The organism is Streptomyces sp. CWNU-52B, assembly GCF_047444975.1.
GTDB lineage: Bacteria > Actinomycetota > Actinomycetes > Streptomycetales > Streptomycetaceae > Streptomyces.
In genome coordinates this window covers 663,775-675,599 of record NZ_JBLFJV010000005.1, presented here as the reverse complement: position 1 = coordinate 675,599, position 11,825 = coordinate 663,775, and the positions used below count along the sequence as shown (strand labels likewise).

General features: G+C 71.5%; 9 protein-coding genes. 5 read left to right on the top strand and 4 right to left on the bottom strand.

What is annotated here, in order from left to right; translation table 11 throughout:
* Positions 1–60: 60 nt before the first annotated feature.
* On the top strand, positions 61–966 hold the full coding sequence (locus ACLVWQ_RS05860; RefSeq protein WP_414107073.1) for a class I SAM-dependent methyltransferase: 906 nt from the start codon (positions 61–63) through the stop codon (positions 964–966).
* Between the two features lie 35 nt (positions 967–1,001).
* Here the strand turns inward: ACLVWQ_RS05860 and ACLVWQ_RS05855 are convergent, their stop codons facing one another.
* Entirely contained in the window at positions 1,002–2,423 is a 1,422-nt protein-coding gene (locus tag ACLVWQ_RS05855; protein ID WP_414107072.1) for an SLC13 family permease, read from the bottom strand.
* A gap of 142 nt (positions 2,424–2,565) precedes the next feature.
* On the bottom strand, positions 2,566–3,474 hold the full coding sequence (locus tag ACLVWQ_RS05850) for a LysR family transcriptional regulator (RefSeq protein ID WP_414107071.1): 909 nt from the start codon (positions 3,472–3,474) through the stop codon (positions 2,566–2,568).
* A 149-nt stretch (positions 3,475–3,623) separates the two neighbouring features.
* Between ACLVWQ_RS05850 and ACLVWQ_RS05845 the strand changes: the two genes are divergently transcribed.
* Genes ACLVWQ_RS05845 through ACLVWQ_RS05830 form a run of 4 tightly spaced genes read left to right on the top strand, consistent with a single transcriptional unit; the run spans position 3,624 to position 9,511 of the window.
* The gene (locus ACLVWQ_RS05845; protein ID WP_414107070.1) at positions 3,624–4,766 is read left to right on the top strand and encodes a tartrate dehydrogenase; all 1,143 of its coding nucleotides are present in this window, start codon (positions 3,624–3,626) and stop codon (positions 4,764–4,766) included.
* Positions 4,763–6,463, top strand: coding sequence for a hydantoinase B/oxoprolinase family protein (locus ACLVWQ_RS05840; protein WP_414107069.1), 1,701 nt, complete (start codon positions 4,763–4,765; stop codon positions 6,461–6,463). The genes ACLVWQ_RS05845 and ACLVWQ_RS05840 overlap by 4 nt, the downstream gene beginning before the upstream one ends.
* Positions 6,460–8,550: a hydantoinase/oxoprolinase family protein gene (locus tag ACLVWQ_RS05835; protein ID WP_414107068.1), complete on the top strand. Its 2,091-nt coding sequence runs from the start codon at positions 6,460–6,462 to the stop codon at positions 8,548–8,550. Before ACLVWQ_RS05840 ends, ACLVWQ_RS05835 begins: the two co-directional genes overlap by 4 nt.
* Positions 8,551–8,566: 16 nt before the next feature.
* On the top strand, positions 8,567–9,511 hold the full coding sequence (locus ACLVWQ_RS05830) for an NAD(P)-dependent oxidoreductase (RefSeq protein WP_414107067.1): 945 nt from the start codon (positions 8,567–8,569) through the stop codon (positions 9,509–9,511).
* A gap of 108 nt (positions 9,512–9,619) precedes the next feature.
* Here the strand turns inward: ACLVWQ_RS05830 and ACLVWQ_RS05825 are convergent, their stop codons facing one another.
* Together ACLVWQ_RS05825 and ACLVWQ_RS05820 are read right to left on the bottom strand one after the other, a co-directional pair.
* On the bottom strand, positions 9,620–10,456 hold the full coding sequence (locus ACLVWQ_RS05825) for a class II aldolase/adducin family protein (RefSeq protein ID WP_414107066.1): 837 nt from the start codon (positions 10,454–10,456) through the stop codon (positions 9,620–9,622).
* A gap of 165 nt (positions 10,457–10,621) precedes the next feature.
* Complete coding sequence (locus tag ACLVWQ_RS05820; protein WP_414107065.1) at positions 10,622–11,812, bottom strand: helix-turn-helix domain-containing protein; 1,191 nt, start codon at positions 11,810–11,812, stop codon at positions 10,622–10,624.
* Positions 11,813–11,825: the final 13 nt, after the last annotated feature.

Sequence of the window (11,825 nt, the reverse complement as noted above, 5' to 3'; positions counted from 1 at the left end):
GTCTTGCTCCGTACGAAAGCGACCGCGCCTCGGCCGCGTGATCCTCCTAGCGTGGACGCCATGACCCACACCTCACCGGCCCACGCGTCCCCGCACGCACCCCACGACCACGGCACGCCCTCGGACCACCGGCACGGACAGGACCACGGACCGGAGCAGGGCGTCGACGACCAGGTGGAGATCCTCGACCTGGACGCCGAAGTGCTCGCCGAGCACAACACCGCCATCGCAGAGTGGCTGCCTGCCGATGACTCCGTCCGGCACGTCGTGGATCTGGGCTGCGGCACCGGAGCCGGCACGCTCACCCTGCTCAAGCGCTTCCCGCGGGCCCGGGTGACCGCCGTGGACTCCTCGACGAGCCATCTGCGCCGCCTCCTCGAGAAGGCCGGGGCGCAGGGCCTGGCCGACCGGGTGCGGACCGTCCAGGCCGACCTCGACGCGGACTGGCCCGAACTCGGCACGCCCGACCTCGTATGGGCATCGGCCGCCATGCACCACATGGCCGACCCCGACCGGGCCCTGCGCCGGGTCCACGACCTGCTCGCGCCAGGCGGCCTCTTCGCCGTCGTCGAGCTGGCGGGCTTCCCGCGTTTCCTGCCCGAGGACGCCCCGGAGGACCGGCCCGGCGTCGAGGAACGCTGCCACGCCGCACTCGATCATCACCACGCGGAGCACGTGCCCCACCGCGGCGCCGACTGGGGACCCAAGCTGACCGCCGCCGGCTTCGCGGTCGAGGCCGAACGCACCGTCACCGTGGACCTCGGACCGCCCCACACCGATGCGGTCGGGCGCTACGCACTCGGCAGTCTGCGCCGGATGCGGGGCGGCGTCGCCGGGAAGCTGCCGGTCGAAGACCTGGCCGCGCTCGACCGGCTGCTCGACACCGACAGCCCGTACGGCGTTCTGCGCCGCGACGACCTGCGGGTACGGACCGAGCGCAGAGTGTGGGCCGCACGCCGCACCTGAGCGCCGCACCGCGCCCCACCAACTCCGTGCGACACCTAGCCGACGGCCTCCAGGGCCGCCCAGAGCAGCAGCGGGGCGGCCAGGCAGATCGCCGCGGTGTACGCGAGCATCTGGTTCTGGAACCGACGTCGGTTCGCGACCTGGGCGTTGGTCAGCACCAGGGCTCCGTTCGTCGAGAACGGGCTCACGTCGACGATGAGTGAGCAGGTGCTGATGGCGATGATGACTCCGGCAGCCGACAGCCCGCCGTCGTGCAGCAGGGGAAGCGCCAGCGGCAGCGCGATGCCGATCGTGGCGACCGACGAGCCGACCGCGGACAGGAGCGCCGCGATCAGCAGGATGAGCAGGATCGCCAGACTGGGCATGGAGAGGTCCGCCGCACCGTCGGCGATGTGGTCGACGGTGCCGTTGGCGGTCAGTACGGCCATCAGCGTCAGCATCCCGCAGATCAGGAGGATGACGTTCCAGCCGATGTCCTTGAACCCGTCGGAGTGCTCGCGCGGGGCCAGGAGGAGCAGCACGGCGGCTTCGACGAGCCCCATCACACCGACGTCCACGCCCAGGGCCGCGCCGACGACGAGTCCCAGCACGGCGAGCAACGTGAGAGCGCGCAGGGGGGTGATGCCGCCCTTCGCGGCGTCGAGGTCGAGGCCCGCGACGGCCGGTGTGCCGGTCGTGGTCCGGGAGCGAACCGCCCCCGCGGCGGACTCGGTCCCGGGCCCCGCCCCCGTGCCCGTGTCCGGGACCGTGTCGGCGCCGGTCGCGGTGGCGCTCCGGCCGCCCGTCAGCGTCAGGCTCTTGCCGTCGGCCTGCGCGGTCCGGCCCTCCCGCCCCTCCCGCGTCTCCTGTGCCTCCTCGGGCAGGGGCGTCCACAGTTCGCGGCCCCAGGCCAGGTAGATGACGACGGCGAACACGAGGTTGGCCAGGAAGCACGCGGCGAACATCGTCACCGAGCCCACGCCGATCTGCGCCTTGTCGGCGACCTGCCGGGTGAAGGCGGCGTAGACGGTCACGGGGGACAGTGACGCGGCCAGCGCCCCGTGGCTGACCATCATGGCCATGAGGAGCGGGCGGACCTTGAACCGGGCGGCCAGCGACATCGCCATCGGCGCGAGGATGCCCACAGCGAGGACGAAGCCGAAGGACATCAGGATCCCGGCGACGACGAAGACCAGCCAGGGCACCGCCCAGCGCCGATGTCCCACGAGGCGGAGCGAGGCGCGCAGGAACAACGCCATGGTGCCGTTCACGCGGGCGATGCCGAACAGCAGCGTGATGCCCACGACCAGCACGAACACCTGCCCGGGAAAGAAGGCGAAGACCTCGTCGCTGGAGAGGCCGGAGGCCGCGCCGAGGACGAACGCCGCGGTCAGGGCGAGCACGCCCATGTTGATGGGCAGCACCGTGGCGACGGCGAAGACCAGCAGCAGGCTGACGACGGAGGCGGCTTCGATCATGTCGGTTCCTTCGCGCTCTCGGCATCATGACCCGGCCTGCTTGCCGGGTGTCACGAAACCTAGAGGCAACACAGCCGCGCGGCCGACCTCCGTGTACGCCACGATCGGGCAACCAAAACTTTCCTACCGGGAAACCGTCGGGTCAGGCGGACCTGCCCAGCCGTCCCGGCAGGCGGGCCGCGAGGTGCTCGATCAGCTCGGTCACCCGCCGGGGGACGTGGCCGTCGTCCTCCAGCAGGGCATAGATGTCGGCCGCGGGCGTCGGGATGTGCGGGAGCACGCGCACCAGCTCACCGCGCTCGATGTGGGGGCGGACCTGCCACTCGGAGCGCATGATCACACCGCGGCCCTCCAGGGCCCAGTGGGTCACGATGTCCCCGTCGTTGCTCGACAGGGGGCCGCGCACCCGGACGTGCCGCGGATCGCTGATGTCACCGAACCGCCAGAGCGCGTAGTCCCCCTCGTTCTCGCGCAGCACGATGCAGTCGTGCCGCGCGAGATCCTCGACGCGTGTGGGCGCGCCCCGCCGTTCCAGGTACGAGGGCGCCGCGCACGGTACGCGCCGGTTCTCCGCGAGCCGGCGCATCCGCAGCGAGGAGTCCGGCGGACTTCCCACGTGGACGGCCACGTCGAACTTCCGCCGGTGCGGGCGCAGGGGCAGCGCCGAGGTGTGCAACTGCGCCTGCAACTGGGGGTGCGCGGCGGCGAACTCCGCCAGCAGCGGCGCCACGTGAGCCCGCCCCAGGCCGAGGGTCGCCTGCACCACCAGGGAGCCTCGCAGATCCCCCGAGCGGTCGGTCACCAGGTCCTCCAGCTCGCGCAGCTGGTCGAGGATCGAGTCGAGCCCGCTCGCGTACAGGGCGCCCTCCGAGGTCAGCACCAGCCGGCGGGTGCCCCGCTGGACGAGTCGTACGTCGAGCCGGCCCTCCAGTGCGCTCAGCCGCTTGCTGACCACGGGAAGCGACCAGCCGAGTTGGCGCGATGCCGCCGTGAGCGTTTCGCTGGCTGCCACGACCTGGAAGAACTTCAGGTCGTCGACGGACATCTTCATGAGGTTCTCCGTCCCGGGCGGGTTTTCCGCTGGGGAAAGCATAGGTTGCCAGGACTCCTGTTGTGGCCGGCCTCGTCGGATACCAGAGTGGAGAGCCGCTGAGCCGGCGGGACCGGCGTACTCAGCGCGTCGAACAAGGAGCCGCAGTCGTGCCACAGCGTTATCGCATCGCCGCCGTGCCCGGGGACGGCATCGGCCGGGAAGTCGTTCCCGAAGGGCTGCGGTGCCTGCGCGCCGCGGCCGACGCGTACGACTTCGAACTCGACGTGGAGGAGTTCGACTTCGCCAGCGCCGACTACTGGGTGCGGCACGGGGAGATGATGCCGAAGGACTGGCGTGAGGTGCTGGGCGGCTTCGACGCGATCTTCTTCGGCGCGGTCGGCTGGCCCGAGGTCGTCCCCGACCATGTGTCGCTGTGGGGCAGTCTTCTGCAGCTGCGGCGCGGGTTCGACCAGTACGTCAATCTGCGGCCGGTCCGCCTGCTGCGGGGAGTGCGCAGCCCGCTGCGCGACCACGGTCCGGGAGACATCGACTTCTACGTGGTGCGCGAGAACACCGAGGGCGAGTACTCCAGCATCGGCGGGCGGATCTTCGAGGGCACCGAGCGCGAGACCGTGCTCCAGGAGACCGTGATGACCCGGGTCGGTGTCGATCGGGTGCTGCGGTACGCCTTCGAGCTCGCCGACGCACGACCGCGCAGGCAGCTGACCTGGGCGACCAAGAGCAACGGCATCTCGATCTCCATGCCGTACTGGGACGAGCGGGCGAGCGAGATGGCGCTGCGCTACCCGCGGGTGACCGCCGACAAGGACCACATCGACATCCTGGCGGCGAAGTTCGTGCTGCGGCCCGACCGGTACGACGTCGTCGTGGCGAGCAATCTGTTCGGCGACATCCTCTCCGACCTGGGCCCGGCCTGCACCGGCACGATCGGGATAGCGCCGAGTGCGAACATCAACCCCGAGCGGAACCATCCGAGCCTGTTCGAGCCCGTGCACGGATCCGCCCCCGACATCGCGGGGCGCGGCATCGCCAACCCGGTCGGCCAGATCTGGAGCGGAGCCATGATGCTGGAGCATCTGGGCGAGGCGGCGGCCGCCGCGGACACCGTGGCCGCCATCGAGTCGGTCCTGGAACAGCGGCCGGACGTCCTGACGCCGGACCTCGGCGGGAGCGCGACGACCACGGCGCTGGGATCCGCCATCGCCCGGCGGATCGGCGGCACGGGCCGGGCGCAGCCGCCCGGCCCACCGGCCGCGGCCCCCGCGCCCGAGCGGACGGGTGCCTCGTGACCGCCGGTGCCGCTCCCGGGCCGGCGGGGCGATCCGCCCAGGACCGAGCCGACCGCAGGGCCGCTCTCGACCCGATCGGCCTCGAAGTGCGCTGGGACCGGCTGGCCGCGGCCACGGACGAGGCCGCCTCGACCATGCTCCGTACCGCCTTCTCCACCATCATCCGCGAGTCGAACGACTACACGGTCGTGCTGATGGACCGGAGCGGTCGCACGATCGCCGAGTCACGTGCCGGCATCCCGGCCTTCGCCGCACTGATGAGTTCGCTCACCCACCTGGTGCTGGAACGGTTCCCGGCCGAGGAGTGGCAGGACGGCGACTGCGTCATCACGAACGACCCGTGGATCGCCACCGGGCACCTGCCGGACATCGCCATGATCACACCGGTGTTCCACCACGGCTCTCTCGTCGGCTTCGCCGGCACCGCGGCCCACTCCCCCGACATCGGCGGTGTCCCGACGCTCGGGGCGACCGACCTGCTGGCGGAGGGGATCCTGATCCCGCCCCTGCGGCTGTTCCGCGCGGGCCGGGTCGAGCAGGGCGTCAAGGACCTGCTGCTGGCCAACGTGCGGCTCGCCGACCAGGTGTGGGGCGACCTGGAGGCGCAGGCCGCCGCGCACGCCGTATGCCGTCGGCGCGCCCAGGAGTACCTCGTGGACTTCCGGGAGAGCGACTTCGAGGAGTTCGCCGCCGCGGTGCACACGCTCACCGACACCGCGATGCGCCGGGCGATCGCCGCGCTGCCCGACGGTGTCTACCGCTCCTCGGTGGACGCGGACGGAGCAGAGGGGCATCCGACCCACATCGAGTGCGCGGTCGAGATCCGCGGGGACGACGTGGTGATCGACTACACGGGCAGTTCGCAGCAGGTGCCGTTCGCGACGAACTCGACCCTCAACTACACCCGCGCGTACTCGATGTACCCGCTCAAGATCCTGCTCGACCCGGCGACCCGTACGAACTGGGGCTCCTACCGGTCGATCCGGGTCGGCGCCCCCGAGGGGACGATCCTCAACCCGAGGTTCCCGGCGCCCGTCCTGGCCCGGCACCTCACCGGGCACCTCCTGTCGTGCGCGGTGTACCAGGCGCTCGCCCCGGTGCTGCCGGACCGGGTCATCGCGGACAGCGGTGGCGCGCCCGCGCTGCGGGTGCGGTTCGCCGGTCTGGACGACGACGGCCGTCCGTTCGGGCTGATGCTCTTCGCCAACGCCGGTATGGGCGCCTCCCTGTCGGCCGACGGCCTGTCGACCACCGCCTTCCCCACCAATTCCGGGGTCGGCGGGATCGAGGCGCTCGAAGTCTCCTCACCCCTGCGTTTCGTGCGCAAGGAACTCCGTCCGGGATCGGGCGGGCAGGGCCGGCGGCGTGGCGGGCTGGGCCAGGACATCGAGGTGCACAACCCGACCGGCCGACCGGTCCAGATGGTTCTCCTCGGTGACCGGGAAAGCCACCCGGCGCTGGGACTGGCCGGCGGGCGGCCCGGCGCACCGGCCCAAGCAGTGCTGGACACCGGTGAACGCGTCCCGCTGAAGTCGATCTCCCAGCTCGCGCCCGGTGCCTCGGTGGTGATCTCGTTCGCCGGTGGCGGCGGGTTCGGAGCCCCCGAGGAACGTGAACCGGAGCTGCTCTCGGCGGACGAGGCCGCCGGGTACACCCACCCTGTCACTGTCACTGTCACAGAGGAGGCCCGTCCGTGAGCGGCTCGGTGAGGATCGGCGTCGACGTGGGCGGGACTTTCACCGACCTGCTCCTGCACGACCCGGACCGGGGACTGACGCATCCCGGCAAGCTGCCCACGACACCGCACGCGCCCAACGAGGCCATCACCACCGGCATCGCCCGGCTGCTGGACGAGACGGCCACCCGGCCGGCCGACGTCGCCGGGATCGTGCACGGTACGACGCTGGTGACCAACGCGCTGCTGGAGCGCACCGGTGCGGTCGTGGGCCTCCTGGCGACCGCGGGCTTCAGCGACGCCCTGGAGATGGGCCGTGAGACCAGGTTCGACACGACCGACCTCCTCGCCCGCCCCGCGGCCCCGCTCGTGCCCCGGCACCTGCGCCGCGGCGTCCGTGGCCGGCTGGCCGCGGACGGCTCCGAACTCGAACCGCTCGACGAGGCCGCGGTCCTGGCGCACGTCGCCGACCTCCTGGAACACGGTGTCGAGGCGCTGGCCGTGGCCTTCCTGCACTCCTACCGCAACCCCGGCCACGAACTGCGCGTACGGACTCTGGTGAACGCGGCGTACCCCGAGCTGCCGGTCACCCTCTCCAGCGCCGTCGCACCCGTGATCGGTGAGTTCGAACGCGCCAGTACAGCGTGTCTCAACGCCTATGTGCAGCCGCTGATGTCCCGCTACCTCGACGACCTGGACCGCGACCTGTCGGCGATGGGCATCGCCGCGCCGCTGCGGATCGTGCTCTCCAGCGGCGGGGTCACGAACCTGGACGACGCGAAACGGTTCCCGGTACGGCTTCTCGAATCGGGCCCGGCCGCCGGGGCGATCGCGGCGGCCGCCGTGGCGAAGCGAGCGCGCATCGACCACGTCATCTCGTTCGACATGGGCGGCACCACGGCCAAGATCGCCGTCGTCCAGGAGGGCGGAGCACGGGTCAAGCACGACTTCGAGGCGGGCCGGGTCGACAAGTTCAAGCCGGGGTCGGGACTGCCGGTCAGACTCACCGTCGTGGACATGATCGAGATCGGCTCGGGCGGCGGTTCGATCGCCGGCATCGATCAGCTGGGCCTGCTCAAGGTGGGCCCGCGCAGCGCCGGTTCGGTCCCCGGCCCCGTCGCCTACGGCCGGGGCGGCGAGCACCCCACGGTCACCGACGCCGACCTGGTGCTGGGCTACCTCGACCCGGAGACCTTCCTCGGCGGTGACATGCGGTTGCTGACGCCCGAGGTCCACAAGGCGGTACGCCACGACGTGGCCGACCCGCTCGGCCTGGACACGGTGACCGCCGCCGAGGGCATCGTCGAGGTCGTGACCCAGTCCATGGCGGCCGCGGCCCGGATGCACCTGTCCGAACAGGGGAAGGACCCGGCCGACTTCGCCCTGCTGGCCTTCGGGGGCGCGGGCCCGGTCCACGCGTACGGACTGGCCAAGGCGCTGAAGATCCCGCGGGTGGTGGTGCCGATGCGCGCCGGTGTCATGTCGGCGTACGGCTTCCTGGTGGCCGCGCCGTCCGTGGACGAGGTACGGAGCCTGCCCTCGCCGCTGACCGAGGTCGACTGGGACGGCGTCGCGGCCCTCTACGACGACATGACCGCCCGTGCCGAGTCGGTGCTGCGGCCGCCGGACCCGGGGGACGTACGACTGCTGCGCACCGCCGACATGCGGTACCTGGGCCAGGGATCCGAGATCGAGGTCACGCTGCCGCCGGGTGACCTCGGCCCGTCCGACGCGGACTCGATCCGGGCGGCGTTCGAGACGGCGTACCGGGACGTGTTCGGGCGCGGCCTCCCCGGTCAGGTGGAGGTCGTGAGCTGGCGGCTGTCGATGCGGCTGCCCACCCCCGAGGTGCCGCTGAGCACCACGCCGACCGGCGACGAACCACTGCGCGGTGTGCGCAGGGTGCACTTCCCCGGGCACGGTCCGCTGGACGCCGTGGTGTGGGACCGGTACGCGCTGCGCCCCGGTACCCAGATCCAGGGGCCGGCGGTGTTCGAGGAGCGGGAGTCCTCGTCGTCCTTCGGCCCCGACTGCCGCATCACGGTCGACGACGACCTGACCCTGTTCGTCGAGGTCGACGCGTGGCCGGCGAAGGACGAGAACCGATGAAAGCAGAGGAAGAACCGTGCCGCGCGTCCTGATCACCACTGACTACCTGCGCCCCGGCGACGAGGTCGACGCCTACCTCCGGGGCGCCGGTCTCGACACGCGTCACGCCCCGATGACCGGACGGCGCGATCCGGAGGAGCTCGTGTCCGCGCTCGCCGGGATCGACGCGGCGCTCATCGCGAACGAGCCCCTGACCGCCGACGTCCTCGCCCGCGTGCCGCGGCTGCGGGTGGTGGTGCGCACGGGTGTCGGGTACGACTCCGTCGACGTCGGGGCCGCGAACCGGCTCGGGATCAGCGTGAGCAACCTGCCCGGGATCAACGCGAACGCAGTGGCCGAGTACACGCTGGGCCTGCTGCTCGCGTCGGCGCGTCGCCTCGTCGAGAGTGCCACGGGTGTGGCCGCGGGCGGGTGGCCGCGTGGGGACGGGCATGAGCTCCGCGGGGCCACGCTCGGCCTGGTCGGGTACGGTGCGGCCGCTCGGGCCGTCGTACCTCTCGCCCGCGCGTTCGGGATGGACGTGGTGTGCGCCACCGGCGTCCCGGAGGGGCAACGTGACGATCCGGCGGTCCGGTTCGTTCCCTTCGCCGAGTTGCTGGCCGTCTCCGACTACGTCTCGGTCCACACCGCGCTGACCGACAGGACCCGGTCGCTGTTCGACACCTCCGCCTTCGCGGAGATGAAGCGGACGGCCGTGCTCGTCAACACCGCGCGCGGGGCCGTCGTCGACGAGGAGGCGCTCGCCGACGCGGTCCGTACCGGCTCCATCGCCGGCGCGGCGCTCGACGTGGCGACGCGGGAGCCCCTCCCCGCGGACAGTCCGCTGCGCGGCGTCGAGGGGATCACCGTCTACTCCCACCTCGCGGGCCAGACCGCCGAGGCCCGCAGGGCGGCGGGCCTCGCGGGCGCCGCCGAGCTGGTCGCGGCGCTGGAGGGGCGGGCCCGGTTCGCCGTCGGGTGACGGCCGGTGGCGGGTCCTGGGCACAGATCCGGGGGGATGCCGAAGGGGGAACGGCCGCGGCCGTTCCCCCTTCGGCATCCCCCCGGATCTGTGCCGCGTCCGCCGGGCCTATTCGAAGAGGTCCGGGTCCGTGCGCGAGATCTGGTCGAACAGGGGCTGGAACTGGAACCAGCCCGCCAGGTCGAAGCCCACCTGCCCGTAGGTGAACTTGGCCTCCTTGTGGGGGATCTCGATCGTGGGCCCCGCGGCCTTGGCGGCGAGCTGGGCCTGGGCCGATCGCTCCATGGTGATGAACCAGTACGCGGCGGCGTCCACCGAGCCCGCCGCGGTGAGCAGCCCGTGGTTGCGCAGGATGACCGCCTTGTAGCCGCCGAGCGCCTCGGCGATACGCCGGCCCTCTTCCGGGTCGTCGGCCACACCTGAGTAGTTCTCGTAGCAGCCGTGGTCCTCGTAGAACGCGCAGGCGTCCTGGGTGAGCGGTTCGAGCCGCTGGCCCGTCGCCGACAGGGCCTTGCCGTACACCGAGTGGCTGTGGGCGGCGCCGACCGCGTCGGGCCGTGCCGCGTGAACGGCCGCGTGGATGGCGAAGGCCGCCCGGTTCACCCGGTGGCGGCCCTGTACGACGTCGCCGTCGTGGTTGACGAGCAGCAGGTCGCTGACCCGCACGTGCTTGAAGGACATACCGAACGGGTTGACCCAGAAGTGATCGGTGAATTCCGGGTCGCGCGCGGTGATGTGGCCGGCGACGCCCTCCTCGAACCCGAACCGGCCGAAGAGGCGCAGTGCGCCGGCGAGCCGCTCCTTGCGGTGACGCCGCTCGACGGCCGGATCGGTGAACGGGGTGGGGAGCCGGAAGATGAGCTTCTCCTCCGGAATGGGCACGAGATCCTGCCGGCTCAACGGCTCGGCGATGGGATCGCTGCTCCGGATCGTTTCCTGCGTCATGCTCTTCTCCTCCACACGAGGGGCCGAAATCCGAATCGGACGGCCGTGGTCCCTGATATCAAGCCTGCTCGAACGGCGCTGCCGAGTCGATGTGCGCACCGACTTCGATCGCGCCCTTGTCTTGTCACCGCGCACAAGTTGTGACCGTGAGCCGGCGGGCACGGATCAAGGGGCTGGGAACACGTTCCCGCCCTGGTGCGTCAAGGTCTGCACGGCGAGGTACAACTGCGCGGAATCCCTTGGGTCCTTGAGGTGAAGGCCCGTGAGTTCTTCGATGTGCCTGAGCCGGTAACGAACGGTGTTGCGGTGGCAGAAGAGCGTGTGGGCCGCCGTGTCGACGGACCCACCGGAGTGGAACCAGGCGGTCAGGGTCTCCAGCAGTGACTCCTGCAATGCCGGTTGCAGGGCCATCAGTTCGCCGAGCACGATCCGGCACAGGTCGATCGAGTCGTCGGCCGACGCGGCGATCAGACAGCCCAACGGGTCGTCGCCGTAACGCCGTACGCCCTTTTCGGTGCGGGGAATGCTCTCGAACGCCATGAGTGCCTGATGCAGCGCGTGGGCCGCGTCCTCCACCGCGCTGAAGGCGCTGCTGACACCGAGGCGTCTCGCCTCTCCCACGTCCAGGTGGCGTGGGAGACCGGGCCACTCCGAGGCGGACGGACTCACACTGATCAGGCCGATGACCCGCCGCGGGGAGTGGCGCCACAGCACCCGTGCCCCGCGGAGTGCGAGCACGGAGTCCCAGGCCTCCCGCGTGGCCCGGGTGATGCCGTCGCCGGCGATCACCAGGAACCGTCCGGCCCTGGGCAGTCCCAGCATCTCCGCGCCGAGGAACTTGCGGCCGACCTCGACGGGTCCCGAGGCGAACAGGACGTCCAAGTGCTGCTCCCGTTCCTCCTCGGCGATACGGAGCAGCCCGGCGGCCCTGTCCCGGTAGCCGTCGCGCAACTGGGCGGAGTAGTCGTCGAGAAGAAGCCACATCCGGTCGGCTTCCTGGAACAGGGCGCGCATCGTCTCGGTGTCGTCGGGAGCCACCTGCTCGACGAGGAGATTCCAGACGCCCCGGAACCCGATGCGGAAACCGTGCAGGACGGCTGTCAGCGGTACGCCTTGTTGCGCTCGGCGACGGCCCACCTCTCGCACCGCGGCCAGGTCGGGAGGGACGCCTTCGGCGATGTGGAGGAAGAAGTTCCGGAGCAGTCGGGACGTGGTCTCCCTGATGTCGGCCCTGGGGACGAGCGACTCGTCGCCGAGGTCCTCCTCGGTCGCGATGACCTCTTCGGCGACCTGGCCGGCCGCGGCGTCGACACCCTCCAGCGCCGAGCGGCTCAGTTTCACGATGGCGGCATGCACGGGGTTTCCCTGG

Coding starts and splice junctions, on each gene's coding strand:
- ACLVWQ_RS05850 (WP_414107071.1), bottom strand. CDS start 3,474: ATGAAGATGTCCGTCGACGACCTGAAGTTCTTCCAGGTCGTGGCAGCC.
- ACLVWQ_RS05860 (WP_414107073.1), top strand. CDS start 61: ATGACCCACACCTCACCGGCCCACGCGTCCCCGCACGCACCCCACGAC.
- ACLVWQ_RS05855 (WP_414107072.1), bottom strand. CDS start 2,423: ATGATCGAAGCCGCCTCCGTCGTCAGCCTGCTGCTGGTCTTCGCCGTC.
- ACLVWQ_RS05825 (WP_414107066.1), bottom strand. CDS start 10,456: ATGACGCAGGAAACGATCCGGAGCAGCGATCCCATCGCCGAGCCGTTG.